At 68.6% G+C, this 16,679-nt stretch carries 16 protein-coding genes; 8 read left to right on the top strand and 8 right to left on the bottom strand.

Annotated features, from left to right (window positions below):
• Positions 1–36: 36 nt before the first annotated feature.
• The 4 genes from KPF22_RS33530 to KPF22_RS00850 form a co-directional block, all read right to left on the bottom strand.
• Positions 37–2,454 (bottom strand): transglycosylase family protein, encoded by a 2,418-nt coding sequence (locus KPF22_RS33530; RefSeq protein WP_374107444.1) that lies wholly within the window; start codon positions 2,452–2,454, stop codon positions 37–39.
• A gap of 67 nt (positions 2,455–2,521) precedes the next feature.
• Entirely contained in the window at positions 2,522–3,802 is a 1,281-nt protein-coding gene (locus KPF22_RS32860; protein ID WP_208622861.1) for a family 16 glycosylhydrolase, read from the bottom strand.
• On the bottom strand, positions 3,799–5,145 hold the full coding sequence (locus KPF22_RS00855; protein ID WP_100877161.1) for a MinD/ParA family protein: 1,347 nt from the start codon (positions 5,143–5,145) through the stop codon (positions 3,799–3,801). Before KPF22_RS00855 ends, KPF22_RS32860 begins: the two co-directional genes overlap by 4 nt.
• Before the next feature lie 23 nt (positions 5,146–5,168).
• Entirely contained in the window at positions 5,169–5,687 is a 519-nt protein-coding gene (locus tag KPF22_RS00850; RefSeq protein ID WP_157818124.1) for a hypothetical protein, read from the bottom strand.
• A 726-nt stretch (positions 5,688–6,413) separates the two neighbouring features.
• Between KPF22_RS00850 and KPF22_RS00845 the strand changes: the two genes are divergently transcribed.
• Positions 6,414–6,848: a helix-turn-helix transcriptional regulator gene (locus KPF22_RS00845; protein WP_157818125.1), complete on the top strand. Its 435-nt coding sequence runs from the start codon at positions 6,414–6,416 to the stop codon at positions 6,846–6,848.
• Here the strand turns inward: KPF22_RS00845 and KPF22_RS00840 are convergent.
• A complete protein-coding gene (locus tag KPF22_RS00840; protein WP_100877164.1) occupies positions 6,833–7,057 on the bottom strand; it encodes a hypothetical protein in 225 nt (74 codons plus the stop codon). The genes KPF22_RS00845 and KPF22_RS00840 overlap by 16 nt on opposite strands.
• Positions 7,058–7,737: 680 nt before the next feature.
• On the opposite strand from KPF22_RS00840, the gene KPF22_RS00835 reads away from it, so the two are divergent.
• The 4 genes from KPF22_RS00835 to KPF22_RS00815 all read left to right on the top strand — a co-directional run bounded on the left by KPF22_RS00835 (position 7,738) and on the right by KPF22_RS00815 (position 11,632).
• On the top strand, positions 7,738–8,208 hold the full coding sequence (locus KPF22_RS00835) for a hypothetical protein (protein WP_157818126.1): 471 nt from the start codon (positions 7,738–7,740) through the stop codon (positions 8,206–8,208).
• A gap of 47 nt (positions 8,209–8,255) precedes the next feature.
• A complete protein-coding gene (locus KPF22_RS00830; protein WP_157818127.1) occupies positions 8,256–8,729 on the top strand; it encodes a hypothetical protein in 474 nt (157 codons plus the stop codon).
• 641 nt (positions 8,730–9,370) lie between these two features.
• Positions 9,371–10,171 carry a hypothetical protein gene (locus KPF22_RS00820; RefSeq protein WP_224400938.1) on the top strand — a complete coding sequence of 267 codons (801 nt, stop codon included), beginning with the start codon at positions 9,371–9,373 and terminating at the stop codon, positions 10,169–10,171.
• A 258-nt stretch (positions 10,172–10,429) separates the two neighbouring features.
• Complete coding sequence (locus tag KPF22_RS00815) at positions 10,430–11,632, top strand: amidohydrolase family protein (RefSeq protein ID WP_224400978.1); 1,203 nt, start codon at positions 10,430–10,432, stop codon at positions 11,630–11,632.
• 67 nt (positions 11,633–11,699) lie between these two features.
• Here the strand turns inward: KPF22_RS00815 and KPF22_RS00810 are convergent, their stop codons facing one another.
• Together KPF22_RS00810 and KPF22_RS00805 are read right to left on the bottom strand one after the other, a co-directional pair.
• Positions 11,700–12,920 (bottom strand): hypothetical protein, encoded by a 1,221-nt coding sequence (locus KPF22_RS00810; RefSeq protein WP_224400937.1) that lies wholly within the window; start codon positions 12,918–12,920, stop codon positions 11,700–11,702.
• 28 nt (positions 12,921–12,948) lie between these two features.
• Positions 12,949–14,160 carry a dienelactone hydrolase family protein gene (locus KPF22_RS00805; RefSeq protein ID WP_224400936.1) on the bottom strand — a complete coding sequence of 404 codons (1,212 nt, stop codon included), beginning with the start codon at positions 14,158–14,160 and terminating at the stop codon, positions 12,949–12,951.
• A gap of 179 nt (positions 14,161–14,339) precedes the next feature.
• Here KPF22_RS00805 and KPF22_RS00800 point away from each other — a divergent pair, with 179 nt between their 5' ends.
• The 3 genes from KPF22_RS00800 (at position 14,340) to KPF22_RS00790 (ending at position 16,058) form a co-directional block, all read left to right on the top strand.
• Positions 14,340–14,789 carry a hypothetical protein gene (locus KPF22_RS00800; protein WP_100877171.1) on the top strand — a complete coding sequence of 150 codons (450 nt, stop codon included), beginning with the start codon at positions 14,340–14,342 and terminating at the stop codon, positions 14,787–14,789.
• 108 nt (positions 14,790–14,897) lie between these two features.
• Positions 14,898–15,431, top strand: coding sequence for a DUF664 domain-containing protein (locus KPF22_RS00795; RefSeq protein ID WP_208622862.1), 534 nt, complete (start codon positions 14,898–14,900; stop codon positions 15,429–15,431).
• Positions 15,432–15,572: 141 nt separating this feature from the next.
• Positions 15,573–16,058 (top strand): HIT domain-containing protein, encoded by a 486-nt coding sequence (locus KPF22_RS00790; RefSeq protein ID WP_100877172.1) that lies wholly within the window; start codon positions 15,573–15,575, stop codon positions 16,056–16,058.
• Here the strand turns inward: KPF22_RS00790 and KPF22_RS00785 are convergent.
• The gene (locus KPF22_RS00785; protein ID WP_100877173.1) at positions 16,021–16,662 is read right to left on the bottom strand and encodes a hypothetical protein; all 642 of its coding nucleotides are present in this window, start codon (positions 16,660–16,662) and stop codon (positions 16,021–16,023) included. The two genes, KPF22_RS00790 and KPF22_RS00785, sit on opposite strands and share 38 nt — an antisense overlap.
• Between the last annotated feature and the right edge of the window lie 17 nt (positions 16,663–16,679).

Below are 16,679 nucleotides of genomic sequence, written 5' to 3'. Positions count from 1 at the left end.
CGTCTGCGCTGTGCGCCACCTGCTGCTGGTCATGGGTCAGGCCAGGCCGAGCTTCTTCGAGCACGCCGGCCAGGCCGAGTAGCCGTCGCGGTCGGCGCGGACCTTCTCCGCGATCGCGATCTGCTGCTCGCGGCTGGCCTCGTGCGCCGAGCCGGTGCCGCCGTAGGCGGCCCAGGTGGCCTGGTCGAACTGCAGCCCGCCGGAGTAGCCGTTACCGGTGTCGATCGCCCAGTCACCGCCGGATTCGCACTGCGCGAGCCGGTCCCAGGTCGCCGCACGGGCGCCCTCGCCTGCGGTGTCGTCCGCGGCCGCTGCCTGGGCCTTCTCCGGGTCGCGTGGCTGTTCCCCGTCCGCTGAGGCGGCATTGCCGGCCTGGTCCTGCCTACCCGGGGGTGTACCGGCGCCGTCAGCGCCGCCACCGGCCGCACCGTTACCGCTGCTGGCGCCGTCGCCGGACGACGTCGTGTCGTCCTGGCCCTGGCTGCCCTGCGGCTGAGCAGCGTCGGTGCTGCCGGTGCTGCCGGTGCCGCTGCCAGTGCCGCTGCCGGTGGCGCCGGGGCGCTGGATGGGGTCCCCGGCCTGGGGCTGCTGCGCCGCGCCCGAGCCCTTCTGCGACCCGCCGGAACCAGTCCCGGTGCTGTCCCCGCCACCGGTGGAGGGCTGCTCCGCGCCGTCCGAGCTGCCCTGCCCCGCGCCCTGCTCATCGGGCTCGGCTGAGCCGCTGTCCGCGGTGGCACTAGGGGAGCTGCCGGTCTCGTTCTGCGAGCCGATCCCCGCAGCGTCGAGCTTCTCGGCCAGCTGCTCGGCCAGGGGGTCGGCGTCGGCCGCCTGGTGCACCTGCTCGGCCAGCTTCTCCGCGCCCGCCTCCCAGGCGTCGCCGGCGCTGCCGGTCCCTGCGGACTCGGTCGAGGGCTCCTGCGCCGATCCTGAGCCGGTCCCGCTCCCCCCGGGGTCGTTGGAACCCGAGCCGGTGGAGGAGTCAGAGCTGCTGGACGACTCGCTGTCGGACGAGCCGCCGCTGGGCGTCTCCGACGGCGTCGACGACGTCGAGTCCCGGTCCGAGCCAGACTCCGACGAGTCCGGGCCGGACAAGTGGGGCGAGCCCCCGCCCTGGTCGGTGAGGTCGCCGAGCTGGTCGAGCTTGTCCAAGTCCGCGGGGTCTGCGCCGAGCTTCTCCAGCTTGTCGCGGTCCAGCGAACCCAGGACCGAGGTCCGCAGGTCTCCTGCGCCGGGATCAGGGCTGGCGCCCAGGGCCTGCATCAGCTCCCCGACCAGCTGGATCGCGACGCGGGCCTTCTCCAGATCCTGAGCGGACCCGCCGCCACTGCTGCTGTTGCTCGACGTCGAGCTGGAGGAGCCACCCGACTCCGAGTCGGCCGAGCCGACCCCGGAGGTGTCGTCGGGGGTGGCGGGAGTGTCGTCAGAGCTGCTGTCGGAAGAGTCCGTGCTCGGTTCGGTCGAGGCCTCGGGGCTGCTGCTGGTCGTGTCGTCGGTGCTGTCGTCACTGTTGTTGTCGGAGTCGCCGGCCGGGGGGTCCTCGGAGCTGGTCGAGCTGCCGGTGTCGGGCTGGGCAGCGGCGTCGTCGTCCGGGGACGTGCTGGGGGGCTCGGGGGTCGGTGTCGGTTCGGCAGCGGAGGATGTCGGTGCTGCCGGGGCCGTCGGAGCCGGGGCCGGGGCCGGCTTCTGCGGTGCCGGCCGTGCTGCTGGTGCTGCCGGCGCTGCTGCGGCCGGGGCGGTGGTGGCTTCGGCGTGGCTGAGGCAGGTCTCGGGCAGCGGGGGCTCGGCCTGACGGCGCGGGTTCGGCGCAGCCGGGCCCGAGGCGCTCGTCGAGCTGTCCGCGGCGGGCTTCGGGGCGGTGACGTTCTTGACCGCTTCGCCGGCGCCGGTGACGGCGTCGACGGCCCCGTCGGCGGCCCCGCCGAGGGTCTGGCCGAGCTCACCGATCGGGCCGGGCTCGGGCGGCGGGGGCTGCTTGGGCAGCATGTCGGCCGGGGTCGGGCCCAGACCTGCCCGGGCCAGGCGGGCCGCGACCTGGCGAAGGTGCGGGTCGGCAGTCGCGCTGCTGCTGCCCAGGGCGTTGAGCTGGTCGGAGACATCGACGGCCTTCTGCCGCCAGCCCGCGGGCTGGGTCGCCGGGGTGAAGCCGAGCCCGGCGATCTCACGGGCCAGGCCCTGGGCGCGGGTGTCGTTGCTGACCGCGAGGTCGGCGAGCAGCGCGCGGGTCTGGGACCGGGTCTCTCGGGCGGCCGCGAGGGTGTGGGCAGCCTTACCCTGGTTGCAGCCCAGCGCGGTCAGACCGAGCTCGGCCGGCAGCGGGCTCAGCGAGAACGCGGTGACTCCGACCAGAGCACCGGCGGTCAGCATCGCGACCGCAGCACGTCGGGCGGCGGGGCCGCGGTGAGAAGGGGGCAGGTGCTCGGCCCACGAGGGCTGTCGCTTGCGATTCAGAGGCATGTCCAGGTCTCCGTCATGTGATCGGCGGGGCTGTCTCACAACCGGGTCGGTTCAGGTCAGTCGCTGATCAGCCGCCTCCGCGCGATCCACCGCTGCGGGAGTCGCCGCTGTCCTGGCTTCCACCTCGGCCGCGGTCCCGATCACCGCTCCCAGAGCCACCGGACCCACCAGAGCCGTTGCCGCCCACTGACAGGTCGGCGCCGGCGTCGACGCCGTCCTCACCCGCAGAGACGTCGACCCCGGCGCCCACCTCGTTGCCGCTGCCGCCGGTGAGCTCGTACTGGCGGACCCAGTCGACGTGCATCGCTGCGCCGCCTGAGGCGTCGCCGCCGAAGTAGTCGAGCTGGATGGTCAGGTGCATCGGCCCGGGCGGATTGTGGGACTTGTCGTCGTCGGTGAACCACGGCTTGCCGTCGACGAGGTAGGTGATCTTGTCGGGGGTCCACTCGACGGCGAAGGCGTGCCACTCGGTGGCGTCGATCTCGACCGAGCCCTGGGTCTGGGAGTTGTCCGAGCCGTAGTGCAGGAAGCCCTCGACCTTCTGCCGGGTCCCGTCGGAGATCTCCATGAAGTCGACCTCGCCGCCCTCGGGCCAGTTCTCCGCGGTCGGCCAGAGGAGGAAGAGGGTGTGCAGGCTCGACGCAGCGGGAGCGGGGGACTGGGCGCAGCCCTCCCAGCGGCCGTACTGCTGGCTGTTGGGCGACCAGGCCATTCCGCCGGCGTCGCCGTTCTCCGACCCGGTGATGGTCAGCTGCCCGTTCGACACCGAGATCGCGTCGGGGGTACGTCGTCCGTTGCCGCCATGGCCGGGGCCGTCGTACATGTTCCAGTCCCCGGAGACCGAGCTCCCCTCGAACTCGTCGGCGACCTTCGGCTTGCCCCAGCCGAGCGTGGCCGCTGCGGTCGTCTTGCACTGACCGCCTGCACCGCCCGATCCGGAGCCGCTGCCCGATCCGGAGCCGCTGCCGGATCCCGAGCCGCCGCCGGTCCCGGAGCCATTCCCGGATCCGGGGGGAGTGCCTGTGCCACCGCCGTCGTCCCCGGCCTCGCCGGCCCCGCCGGAGCCGTTCCCGCCCGAGGCCGACCCGCCAGAGTCCCCGGCACCGGGCTCATAGCACTCGGCCGGGATGAACCCGGGCTTGTTCGCGCCCACGTCGAGCAGTGCGCGGCGCAGCTTCTCCGCACGCGGGGACGTGTCCCCGGTGAGCTCGGCGAGCACGTGCACCGCGGTGATCCGCCATCCACACTCGACGCCGCCCTCCGGCGCCGCGGCGGGCACGAGCCCTGAGGCGGTGAGGGTGGTGGTAAGCGCCAGCGCGGCGCCCACCAGCAGGTGCGGACTGATCACCGGGGGCCACCGGTGCCGCGGAATCCGTGGCTGGCCAGTCCCTGGGTGCGGCGGCCCTGGAAGCCCTCGGCGACGGTGGCGGCGAGCTCGAGCGCGGCGTCGCGCGCGGCGGGGGTGAGGGCGTCGAAGTCGATGATGCCGCCGGCCTGCAGGTGCGGGTCCGGGGGAAGGACGATCACCGCGCGGCAGCGTTCGGCGAAGAAGTCGCGGATGACGCGGTCGTCGATGTCGGGGCTGTGGCGGTCGTAGGACAGCACCACGACCGCGTCCTCGGTGAGGTGGCGGTATCCGTTGGCGGCGAGCCAGCGGAAGGTGCGAGCGGCGCGGGAGGCGCCGTCGTTGGTCGGGGCGCCGACGATGACCAGCGAGTCGGCGTGGCGCAGGCTGCCCTGCATCGCCGAGTGCACGATTCCGGTTCCGGAGTCGGTGATGATCGCGTTGTAGTAGCGGGCCAGCAGCCGCAGCGCGGCCTCGTAGTCGGCCGCGGAGAACGTCTCCGACAGCTCCGGTTCCTGTTCGCTGGTGAGGACCTGCAGGCGCCCGGCGAGATGGGTGTAACCGGCCAGGTCGGTGTGGGCGCGGATCTCGTCCAGGGCGTAGAGCAGGTCGCGCACGGTGGTCTTCGCAGCCAGGGTCTCGCCGACGAGGCGGTCGCCGAGGGTGCCGGCGTCGGGATTGGCGTCCATAGCGATGACCCGGTCCCCGCGGTACTCGGCGAGCGCGAGCCCGAGCAGCGCGGACACGGTGGTCTTGCCGATCCCGCCCTTGATCGAGCCGACGACGACGCTGTGCGGGCCGGGCAGCGGGGTGCGGATCTTCTGGAGCTGGTCGCGCAGCCGGGCCTCGGCCTCGGACAGTCCGGGGTTCCAGCGGCCGCCGGTCAGCTGGTAGGCGACGTGGCGCCATCCCTGCTGCGGACGGGCCCGCCGTTCGCGGACCACGCCCGACAGCACGCCGGTCTGCTCGTCCCACGCCGGGCGGAACGCCTGCGGATCCTCCGAGGGACCCGCACCCTGATGAGCGGGGAGGGACGCGGGGGCCGCCGGCGACGGCGCCGCCGCCGGCGCAGACGGTGGCGCCGGCCGGGCCGCTTCGGCAGCGGGCGCCGCGTCCGTCAGCGGTGGCTCGTCGCGGAAGCGCTCCGGCGCAGGCGCGGGGCGGGACGGCGGGGTGGTTGGCGAGGTGGTCGCCGCGCTCGCCTGCGTGGCCGGGGGCTTGGTCGCGGGGACCTGGGCCCCGTCGTATCCGGTGGCCGGGGCGGCCCACGCCGCGCCCGCGTCCAGCCAGGACGGGGCGGCAGGGGTGTTGTTGGTGCCGTTCGGTGAGGACGTGGGGGAGGACATCAGCAGCTACCTCGTGGTGGGGGTCAGGAGGAATCGGTGGGGCGCAGGTGCGGGTCGACGACCAGGTGGCCGTCGTCGTCGCGGGTGATCGGGACCGTCATCCGGACCCAGTTCGCCTCGACCGCCGTCCACGCCGGGTCCGCCTCGGGCGGGGCGCACGACGGGCCGAGCAGCCCGGGCACCTCCGCCTCTGCGGACCCGGCGTGGCGCGGGGTCTCGGGCGGCGGGCAGGCGCGCGCGTACGTGGTGATCCGCACGATCACCTCGACGAACACCACCGTGTCGCTGGGCCGGTAGAGCCGGCCCGGCAGTGGTGAGTCGGCGCGCTGCCTGCCCGCCCCCGACCACCCCCAGGTGCACGCCTGGGGGGCAGCGAGCAGAGGCCGCAACACCTCTGCCCGACGACTCGGGTCGTCCTCATCAAAGGACTGGAAATCAGTGGCGAACCGCCCGGCGAAGCTGGCCGCCTCCAGGTCCGAGATCGGCTCCAGCGACCGCACCGAACGGAAGAAGGAGTCCTGACCAGCGGTGTAGCGCGTCACGGCTGTCTCGGCTGCTGTGGCCCGACCACGGCAAGGTGGGACGACCTGCTCACGGGGGAGATCGGCGTTGAGTCGCACCTGGGGCCGCGCGAGCGCACCGGCGAGTCCAGGAACGGTGGCATCGCTGTCGCCGTTGCGGGACTGCTCAGCAGGCGGGGGCTCCATCTCCTTCTCTCGCGCCGGCGCGTCCTCGTCGAGGTCACCGACGGCAGCCGGAGCGAGAGCGGTCCGCGCGGGCTCGTGCTCGTGAGCGCGCGGCGGGGGTCTGAACAGAGCAGGAGCAGGCGCGCGGACCGCCTCGTCGCTGTCGTGACTCTCAGACTTGTTCCGCTCGTCGAGGGCGGTGCTCGATGACCGGCCGACGGGGGCAGCGCTTCCGTCGGAGCCCAAACCGGGGGCGGTACGCCACGGCGCGCTGGAGGACGGTGCGGGACGGGACCGGATCGGCATCACGCCCACCGCCCTGCGCGGTGCCGTCGAGACGTAGGCGCCATGACAAACACTCCCTCCATAAAACTAGATCTGATAGATTCACGCATCTTGAATACAAGACGACGGGACGTCACTATCCGCGCAGAGCGACGGCTGGTCAACCGATCGTGTGCGAGACCCGGGTCCCTAACCCGCGGGTGGGCACCCCGGCTGGGATCTGGCGCTGGGCGCAGCTAGCGTCACAGCGCCTCGTGCCACACCCACGGAGGCGGCGTGTTCGTACGGAGGTGACTGGTGCCAGACGAGCCTCGCCTCAGCGGCGCGCCGCGGACGCTGGCCGAGAAGCTGAACCACCTCGCTCGCCCGCCCGGTAGCACCCGCGCTCTCTACCTCGACGAAATCGTCGAGGGGATCGAAGCTACGGGCGGACAGGTCTCGCGCGCCACGCTGAACACGATGATGCGAGGACGCAATACCAACCCACGCCGCAGCACCATCGAAGCCCTGGCCACCTACTTCAAGGTCTCGGTCTCCTACCTGCTCGACGACCCCCATCCCGCCCTCACCGACAACGAACACGAGCTGCTCGCCAAGCTGCGTGACCCCGACCTCGCCGCACTGATCAGCGGCATCAGCGAGCTGCGCCCCGAGACTCGCCGGTCCCTCGCCCGGATCGTCGACGACCTGCGGCAGATGCAGAACAGCGAACAGGCTCACCGCTCCTCCTGAACGGCCGCGACGCGTTGCATCGCCTGATGGGCGACGATCGCCAGGTCGAGTGCCTCCGCGGCGACAGTCAGCCACCGTTGCGTGCTCTCGTCCCTAGGCTCGGCGGTATCGGTCGCATCGACCGCCTGCTGGACTGAGGTCAGCGCGTGGATGGCTGCGCTGGACAGCACTGTCAGCTCACTCTCTAACCTGTTGATCAGCTGGGCCATGCCTCCGTTCTGCTCTAGGGCCGGCCGAGCGACAGGAGATGCCAGTCCGAGAGGAGACTCGCGGCGCGGGGGGTCAAGGTGCCGTGGCGCAGGACTTTGCGATCGATGCGACGGTGCGCGGTGCTCTCGCCGACGCCCGGTATCCCGGGCCTCGGCACCTCGCGCTTCGTCAGCGGGCGCGGCCGCACCCGCAGGAAGCGCCGCGGCGGTCGACCCGGCGCCTTGCTCCCATTCGCTGGCGTGCAGGGGAACGGGCAGGGCCTCGTCCGGCATCGTGCACCTCGTCTCGGGCTCGGTCAGGATCGGAAAACTCCCGCAGGTCGGTGCGATGGTCAGGCAGAACTCAGCATGTAGGTGAAGATCGATTCGTGTGAGCGAAGGATGTCTGACGAGCGTGGTGTCGAGTCCATGCAAACGGCCTGGCGGAGCTGACTTCGGTGCGCCCTGAACCTGCTTTGGTGCTGGAGATGCACCGCATCTGAGCAGCAGCGATGATGACAGCGCCGCTGCCGGTGAAGCGAGGTCAGAGAGCAGCACCTGTCATGCATATCAGCGAAGCATCGTTGCGGCAAGATTCGCTAGCACGCGGAGCGATGAGCGTCCGAGGCGACGATGACTCTGGCGGGTGACGTCTCACCGGCTACGCTGCGCAGCAGGCCAGAGGAGAAGGGGGGACGCGGATGTCCGAGTCTCACGAGGAGAGTCCTGCGCTCGGTTCGTTGGCTGAACGCATCAACTACCTGTTCGCGTCGATAGCACCTGAGCATGGCGACCGCCCGGAGTACACCGGGAAAGAGGTGATCAGCTGGCTGCGCCAGCGAGGATACGAACTTTCAGCATCGCATCTTTCGGAGTTGCGACGTGGCATCAAGACGAACCCCACCATGCGGGTTATCGATGGTTTGGCGCGATTCTTTGCAGTCCGAGTCGGCTTCTTACACGGCGATCCCGACGCTGTCCGTGACGTCATGGCCGAAATTCGCCTACGGCGTGCCCTCCGTGAGGCACAGGTGACAGACATCGCGGCAAGGGTCGCTGGTCTGGACCCTGAGCAACGCCACGCGGTCGCAAATTTTATCACTCAGATCGTGTACGAGCAGACCACGGGAAAAGACGGAAATCCGCCCGGCCGAAGCACTCCCGATAAGTAAGGAGATATCGAATCTAGTGGCCGCCTGTACGTCGGGATGATACTGGGATGACCGCCCGAACGGCACCTTCGGGAGAAGAGCCGGATGGTGTCGAGACCCGTTTGCGCCGATTACTCGCACTGGTTCGCGTACCCACGGAGGGCGATGGTCCACCGTGTTGGGTCACGCTCGGCTCACACCTCACCGCCTGCCTTAGCGCTGGCAAAGAACTGCATGACGCGGAGCGCATTTTATCGTCGCTCCTCAGTTCAGAGACGGTGAACGTGACACCATCCGAACATGAGCTAGATGTGGTGCTGCGCTATCTCGGCGAACCTGCGAGCTATTTTGATTTGACACAGCCCCGGTTTGAGTCCGAGGCTCACCTACTGCTGGCGCAGCTGGACAAGATGGGCGTTTCTGCGTTTCGTATGTGTAGAGCATATATGCGTGAGTTCGACCGGGTCGCCGCGCTGGAACTCCTCGTCGACGTGACAAGCAGCGTCGCCCCGCGCGCCCACGAAATCGGGTCGGAGCGCTAAGATCACGCATCAGGCGTAGCAGGACGGCTGGACGGGGACAGGAACTCGATGAACGAGCGTCAACTCCGTAGCAAGGCGCGGGAGCTCCTGCGCGACTTGGGGTATCGCCGTACCCCTCCGCCCGCCGAGCTGTGTGCGCGTCTGTCGAGCCGTGTCGGTCACCCGATCGAGTTGGTCGGCAGGAGCCTTCCTTCCGTCCGGTCATTCGGCTGCGTTATACCGTTTCCGGATAAGTATCTCATTACATACCTTACTGATCTGTCGGAAGAACGTCAGAACTACACGATCTACCACGAGATCGCGCACATTCTGCTTGGCCATCTCGTCGTTGGCGCGACCGACACGCCACTGCTGTGCGGATCTCTCCTAGTCAATCAGGACGATGGCCCAGTTGGGTCGCACTACGGTCAGCGATCTGAATGGGAAGCCGAGACGCTCGGCGCGTTTTTGTCGAGCTGGTCGAAGCTACCCATCCGCGCGGCGTGGGACGACCTAGGGCGAACAGGTGGAGCTCTAGGTCGAGCTCTCGGCGGACAGGGAGTGTGAGGGAGGTGTCGTACTTTCTGGCAGTGGCATGCGGAGTCGTGTTCGTGTGGAGACTTATTCATGCATTGAGAGCACCCCGCTCACCAGATCCCTGGGTGTCCGTCCTTTTCAGCGCAGGCCTCGGCGTGATGGTTCTACTCAACCGTCCGGATTTCTCTAATTGGGTTGACGAAGTACTAGGATCTCACGTAGCTGGCATTGTGCGCAATCTTGTGATCGTCGGCGCTTTTGCGTCGATGCAGCTGTTCTACCTTCGCAACATCGCCGAATACAGGCCGCGACAGCGCCGGTACGTCGAAATTGTGGCGCTAACTGCTACGGTGCTGGTCATCCTGATCGTGCCGATGTTTGTCATGGCGCCGTTCGAGCTGAGCTTCACGAGTCGTGATATCCAGGACCCGGCGGTTCTGGTGTTCTTCGTGTCGGTAAGTGTGTACCTCGTGTACGCCTGCATTACGCAGGTATTTTGGGCTTCCCGGGACAGCGTTAGCCTCTACAAGGAACGAGCTTGGGACCTCCTTGTTGTTGCAGTTTCACTCGCCGTCGGCTGCGTTGTCTACCTCATCCTGCTGGGTGCGCGCGTTTCGTACTATGCGCAAGTCCTGTTTGGCTCCGGCTCTGTGTCTATCAACATGTGGTCCGGAGGCTTGGTTGCGATCCGGGTCTCCGTGTTGGCAATGCTCCTAGCGGTGTTCTACCCCGGCGCCGTCGCCGACTTAAAGGCTACTTCTGCACCGTGGAGCGCAGATGTACTCCTATGTGCGGCTCGCGCCTCTAGACCGAGTCGTTCGATCGCTCTACCCAGAACTGGTTCGGCCAGATGCACCCGTCGGCAGTCGAGGAACCAGCGAAACGCGAGGACGTGCTTGGATTTTCCCGTCTCGACTTTCATGTGAGCTGCGTGAGCAGCGCTGCAGCGATGGGTACGCGCGACTTTACAACGTTTTCGCTGGCTTCACCGCAGATGGTCGCGACGATGTGACGGTCGTTGTCGATCAGTTCGGGAAGATGCCTAGTGATCTGCCTGAGAGGGCACGGACTGGCGCGACCAGGCCCCTTATGGAGGTGTCGGGCTGGCTTCAGAGGGGCCATGTTCCACAGGTGCTATCCAATCAGTCAGTATAGAGCGAGGAACCAGTAAGGTGAGTGCCAAGATGGCGCAAATTTTGGTAGCGGATCGGCTCATCTCGCGAGGGCGAGAGCATTTCGGAGTTGGGGATGCGGTGCGTGTCTCGCAGGGGCGGATCGACGCGATCGGCAGCGCGAACGAGCTCATCGCTGCAGATCCCGAGGCGACCGTCTCGCGTTTTGCTGGGCACAGCATTATGCCCGGGCTCATCAACAGCCATGTCCATCTCGGTGGCGATTGCAGCAAGTCGTCGTTCGACACGTTGTGCTCTGGCGCGCCCGACGACGTACGAGCCCTGATCCGAACCAACGCACGGAGCTGCCTGCGAGCCGGCTGCACCACAGTCCGAGACCTCGGTGACGCCGGTGGATACGTAGCGAGGTTCCGAGACTCGACTGCAGACGCTGACCGCGTGCGACCTACGGTGCTCTCCGCGGGGACCCCGATCACGATCACAGGTGGACACTGCTGGTATCTAGGCGGGATCGCAGACTCGGCGGCGGAGATTCGGTCTGCAATCGACCGTTCAGCCGACGATGTAGACCTAATCAAGATCATGGCGGGTGGGGGGTATGTGACGTCAGAGGGGCCTACCCCGTTCGACGCACAATACTCCACTGAGCTAATTGGGGTCGCCGTTGAGCATGCTTCCCGATACGGGCTGCGAGTGGCGGCTCACGCTCACGGTACCGAGCCGATCGTTCGGTGCATTGATGCAGGTGTATCTACCATCGAGCATTGCGGATGGCGGTCGGGCCCCGGTCAGAGAGACCAGAATGAAGCGGCCGTTCGAAAGATGGCTCAGCAGAAAACGGTCGCTGGCGACACGACTCCGGCCGTTTGGCGCGACATTGCCAAGTACGTCACAACTCCAGAGTACAAGTTCGGCAGTCAGCTCACCTGGATGGCGGAGAATGATGTTCGAATTCTGATTGGAACAGACTCGGGAGTGCCCGGGACCAAGTTTGACCAGCTTAAACTGAGCATGGAGCTATATGAAGAGCTGGGCTTCGCTCGTGGCGATATCATCGACATGGTCACAACGGGAGCTGCCGAAGCTCTCGGAATCGGTCACAAGACAGGGGACCTCAGAGTCGGGTTGGCGGCCGATCTGCTGATCGTGGCCGGCAACCCGCTCAACGACCTCAATTGCTTACATCGGCCTCATCGGGTTATCGTTCAGGGTGTTGTGTACTCGCAGCACGATCTTGGTGACGAGCAGAGCTAGAGGTCGAGCGTGGCGTTCTTGACACCCCTCATCCGGCTGTGGGGCTCGCGGCCTGCGGCCCCGGGGCTCAGTAGTTCGGTCGCCGTTCCGGGCTTGGTGGACTCGCGGCTCCCACAGCGAAGTACTCGTTGACCAGCAGCGGAGCCGTCGACGCGGTAACGGCCTTGTCCTGGCCGGTACGACCGTCGAGCACCAGCGGCCCGGCGTCGGTGTAGCCGTAGATCATCCCGTGCCAGGCCGCGGTGACCGTCGGGATGGCCCGTCCGGAGTCGCGGGTGATCCGCCACAGCTCGGTGCCGTCGTCGTCGAAGGCGAGAACGGCGTCGGTTCCGGTGTAGGGGGCCAGCGAGCAGATCGTCAGGTCCTGCTCGTCGGAGCGGCAGGACCAGCCCGGTTGCCCGTTGAGCGGGCTGTCGGCTGGGCGGCCCGTGGCGGTGTCGATGACCTGGCTGCCGCCCCAGGCGTTCTCCACCGTGCGCAGGTTCACCAGCGCCTGCGACGCCCCGACCGGCCAGACGGTGCTGCCGGCGACCCCAGCCCAGCGGGGGCGGCCGTCGGCCAGAGCCAGGCCGCGTAGTTCGTTCTTCGCGAGGTCACGGAACCTGACCACGACGGTGTCGTCGGTGAGCAGCTGCGCGGCGACGTCGGGAACCGACCACACCAGCCTGCCCGAGGTCAGGTCGACCGCGGCGGTGAGCGCGGTGTCGGTGGCCGCGGCGCTGACGATCGCGGTCGTGCCGACCACGCCGGCGACGTAGACGGTGAACCCGGTGAGCGAGGCCTCGAGCCAGGTGTCGGGAAGCGGCACGGTGGTCGTGGTGAGGGTCTGGGCGGTCTGTGGGTCGGCCGAGACCAGCTCGATGCCCCGCCGCGCCGGGGTGGTGCCCTGGCCGGGTTGTTCGACTGGCCACGCGGCGAGCACGCGTCGCCCGGCGGGCAGATCGGCGAGCACCGGGGCGCGCAGGACGTCCGGGGCGCCGATCGCGGTCGGGCGGGACACATCGAGCCCCGCGAACAAGGGCGACCGGGGGAGACCACCGGTGAGCATGTCGCCGGTGGTGAGGTCGGTGCGGGTCAGGCCGCCCTCTGCCAGCGACCAGCCGTGGATGCCGTCGAGGACCTGCGGGACGGGGATGGCGGTGTCGCGGCCAAGGGTGAGCTCGGGTGGCCCGAACGCGGTCGGCGGGTCGAACGCCTGCCTGATGAGAGGTGGGACCGCCGCACGGCCGGGATCGGCGGGGGGCGCCGCGGTGCAGCCCGCCAGCACGGCCGCGACCACGAGCGCCACCGCCGCGGCGCTGCGACGTCGCGGTGGTCTAGCGGGTGAACAGGTCGCTGCCGAGGTAGATGTCCCAGTCGGCGTCTTCAAGGCCGTGCCCCCCGGATCGCAGGTGATAGCTCATGCCCGGCCCGCGGAAGCCCTCGCCGGTGGCCGGTGGCCAGCTGGTCGAGGACAGCCCGGTGTCACCGAGACCGTAGAGCTCGTAGACCGGGGCGGCACCGAGATAGGACAGGAACTCGCCCTGGGGGTCGGCGTTGCCGTCCTCCGCGGCCGAGGCGACCACGACCCGGCCGGGCGCGATCAGCGCGAGCAGCTCGTTCTGGTCCACCGGCAGAGCGTCGGCGTTGCTGTCGTAGCGCTTGTAGGTCTCAGGGAACCAGTGCGGGAACTGGGAGTTGATCGCCGAGATCGACTCCCCCGCCGAGTCGCGGCGGGCGAGCTTCGCCCCGGTGGAGCCGGAGTTGTTGGAGATGACCACCGGGAACCGCGGGTCCTGGGCGCCGGCCCACAGCGCGGCCTTCCCACCCCGGGAGTGCCCGATCACCGCGACCTTGCTCGGGTCGATGTCCGGATCGGTCTGCAGGTAGTCCATCGCCCTGCTCGCGCCCCACGCCCACGCGCTGATCGTGCGCCCGGCGTCGGCGGGCAGGTCCTGCCCGGCCGGGTAGAAGGCGTCGATCACGCCGTTGCGGTAGGAACTCGCGTCGTCGGGGGCGATCTCCTCGGCGTTGACCGCGGCCAGGGCGTACCCGGCGCCGGTGATCGTCGCCGCGGGCGCGTAGCCGCCCGAGCCGGGATCGTCCCCGACCGAGCCGCGGTGGTCGATCAGCAGGAACGTGCCCTTAGGCGTGCCCGACGAGGGGGTGAACAGCCGCAGCGTGAAACTCGCGTCGCCCTCCGGGCCGGTCACCGTGATGGTGATCTTCTTCGCTGAGCCGCCCCCTCCGCCGGCCTCGGAGAACGTCGTTTTCGTCGGCGCGGGCAGCGACGTGCCGTAGACGTTCTCCTCGAACGCCGCCAGCAGCTCCGGGCGCTGCTGCTCCCAGGCCCGCGCACTGGTGATCCGCTCACCGGAGTCCGACATCAGCGGATCCGGGGCACCCAGGTCATCAAGCGGACCCGCCACTCGGGCCACTGCCGCCGCGGACACCGGACGGCTCTCGCCGTTGATCCCCGCGGTGCGGGTCACCATCGAGCCGGTCGTCTCTGCGGGCAGCGCGGCCGCGACGACCGCGAGAGCCCCCACCAGAACACCGATCGACGACACTCGGCGCCGCCGCCCGTAAGCAGGCATCATCTGCATCCATTCTTCGGTACAGAGAAGGCTAGTCGATCCATTTTTGTAGATCTACTGTTCGGCGACATGAGCCCCGACGAGACGACGCAGCGGCGGACCCGTCCCGCGGCAGGTCTACGGTCCGCGAGATGAACTACGCCCCCGACGAACAGGACGCGCTCATCGCGGACGCCCTGGCTCTCGGAGGCGATGCCTTCGTTGCCGAACTCCACCAGCAGGCCGGCGAGCAGACCGCCGAGCTCGTCCCGTGGGACGGGCACGGGACCGAACTGCCCGGCTACCGCACGGTGTGGCTGATCATCGCCCGCCGCCTGATCGACGAGCGCCGCGCCGCGCTCGCACTTCTCCCGCTGCGGCCACACCAGCCTGACCTCGACCCCGAACCGCGCGTTCCGGGGCGGGTACCGGCGAACCTCGCGACATCGGCGGGATTCCAGTGGCTGGGCGACGGCCTGCTCAGCGCTGCTGACGAGCTCGACGAGCAACAGCTGCGCGACTACGTCCGCGCACTCGCCCGCCACCTGCACGAACTCGCCCGGACCGCGGAGACCCGGACGGACGCGGGCGACCACATCTGATCTCGCGTCTGCTCACCGTCAGGGGCTTTCGGGTCCTGGACTGCGAGGCGAGATCGAGGAGTAAGTGGGGTGATGCTCATGTTTGGCCGGTAGAGGCAGACTCGTTGCGTGAGCGACCCCGCGGATGACCCGGCCGACGGCGACACCCGGAGCTGGGCCGCAGATGCCGGAGACCAGGCGGCAGAGGTTCTCGGTGGCGCTGGTGAGCTGGCGACGTTGAAGGAGTTCCTGGGGTACATGCGGGACGGAGTGATCCGGAAGGCACTGGATGTCTCCGACGATGCGGGCGGCCGGGCCGGGGTTCCCTCTGGAACCAGCATTGCCTGGATCGTCACTCACCTCGCAGCGTCTGAGCGGTTCTGGTTCTGCGGCCTGACCGTCGACGATTGGGCGGCGGTGTCGGCGCCCCCAGCGGGGCGTCCGATCAGCGCCATGATCGCCGACTACCGGAACGCCATCACCGAAGCCGAGACGATCCTCGACTGCTGGGACGACCTCGACCGGGTGCAGGTGCGGCCGCCGGGCGGTGAGCTCAGAGCCACAGCGCGCTGGATCCTGCAGCACATGATCACCGAGACCGCCCGCCACGCCGGCCACGCCGACATCCTGCGCGAACAGATCGACGGTTCCGTCGGTCGATAGCGACGGCCGGCATACCTCGAGCTGGCGCGAGCTCGGACCGGCGCGGCGGTGCTGGGTGTCAGCATCCTTGCGCATCGGGGAACTGCAGGCAGAGTGGAAGCTGATCCGCGCGAAACGGTGAACCCTCATGAAGGGGGACGGATGTACGAGAGAATCGCGGCCGCCGAGCGAGGCGAGAACCCGACGGTCATGATCCGTATGTCGACGGGCTGGGCGGTCATCGGAGACACGCAGCACCTTCCCGGCTACAGCCTGTTGCTCTATGCAGGCACGGCCAATCATCTCAGTGATCTCGACAGGGTCGAACGCGCCGATTTCCCGATGGACATGTCCATCCTCGGTGAGGCCGTGGCGAACGTGTGCCAGCGGTTCGACAGTGGATACCGAAGAATCAACTACGAGATACTCGGAAACTCATTCGAGCATCTTCACGCACACGTGCATCCACGTTACGAGTGGGAGCCTCCCGCGCATCGCCACAGCCCGGTCTGGACCTACCCCGACCGCAAGTCACCCCGCTACGCACTGTCAGATCGTTACCATCTTCTGCGCGAGGCGATGACCGCCGAGCTCCAGCAACTCGTCCATCTCACCTCGGTGGGGGAACGGTCGGACTCCCCGGTGTGAACCTCTGCTCAGGACGGATCGCGCTGTTCGGGATCGGACAGATCCGGTGCCGGAGCCAGCGGACCGGGCGGGTCATCGCCGGGGCGAGCTTCGGGTGGCGGTCGGTCTGTCCGGGGCCAGCGCGGTAGAGCTTCACGCGGTTGATCTGCTTGATCCGCGGCAGCAGCTCGGCGTCCGGATTGCGCCACCGCTGCGCCCCGGTCACCCAGACGTCCTTGCAGCGCAACCGCTCGCGCAACGCCTGGAACGTCGCGATCTCGTACGCGCTGCGCACCACGCGGCGCCGGCCGCGGGTGTCGCTGCGCCACACCAGCGGCTCCCAGTTCCCGCCCAGCCCCGGATGGAACGGGACGTCCTCATCGAGGGGGTAGTAGGAGCGGTTTCCCGACGCGGCGTGCCGCCCGATCAGCTCCAACGCGTCCAGCACCGGGCGGTGGGTGTTCGACGACCGGAACTCCAGCACGTCGAGCAGCCGGATCAGGCCACGCCGGTGGTGGTTGGTGTACGAGGCGCGCAACGTCGTGCGCACCGTGTGCTGATACACCGGCCCCTTGGTCTTGTACTCGTGGACCAGCTCCCGCAGCGTCTGCTCCCCACCCGACACGGCCCTGGCGGACCGCG

It is taken from the genome of Pseudonocardia sp. ICBG1034, from assembly GCF_020131375.1.
Lineage (GTDB): Bacteria > Actinomycetota > Actinomycetes > Mycobacteriales > Pseudonocardiaceae > Pseudonocardia > Pseudonocardia alni.
Note: the sequence above shows the minus strand (reverse complement) of the source record. Positions and strands in the feature narration are given on the sequence as shown.

Bases quoted from the DNA above. Each gene is read 5' to 3' on its own strand.
- KPF22_RS33530 (WP_374107444.1), bottom strand. From the start codon at position 2,454: ATGCCTCTGAATCGCAAGCGACAGCCCTCGTGGGCCGAGCACCTGCCC.
- KPF22_RS00855 (WP_100877161.1), bottom strand. From the start codon at position 5,145: ATGTCCTCCCCCACGTCCTCACCGAACGGCACCAACAACACCCCTGCC.
- KPF22_RS00840 (WP_100877164.1), bottom strand. From the start codon at position 7,057: ATGGCCCAGCTGATCAACAGGTTAGAGAGTGAGCTGACAGTGCTGTCC.
- KPF22_RS00835 (WP_157818126.1), top strand. From the start codon at position 7,738: ATGTCCGAGTCTCACGAGGAGAGTCCTGCGCTCGGTTCGTTGGCTGAA.
- KPF22_RS00830 (WP_157818127.1), top strand. From the start codon at position 8,256: ATGACCGCCCGAACGGCACCTTCGGGAGAAGAGCCGGATGGTGTCGAG.
- KPF22_RS00815 (WP_224400978.1), top strand. From the start codon at position 10,430: ATGGCGCAAATTTTGGTAGCGGATCGGCTCATCTCGCGAGGGCGAGAG.
- KPF22_RS00800 (WP_100877171.1), top strand. From the start codon at position 14,340: ATGAACTACGCCCCCGACGAACAGGACGCGCTCATCGCGGACGCCCTG.
- KPF22_RS00790 (WP_100877172.1), top strand. From the start codon at position 15,573: ATGTACGAGAGAATCGCGGCCGCCGAGCGAGGCGAGAACCCGACGGTC.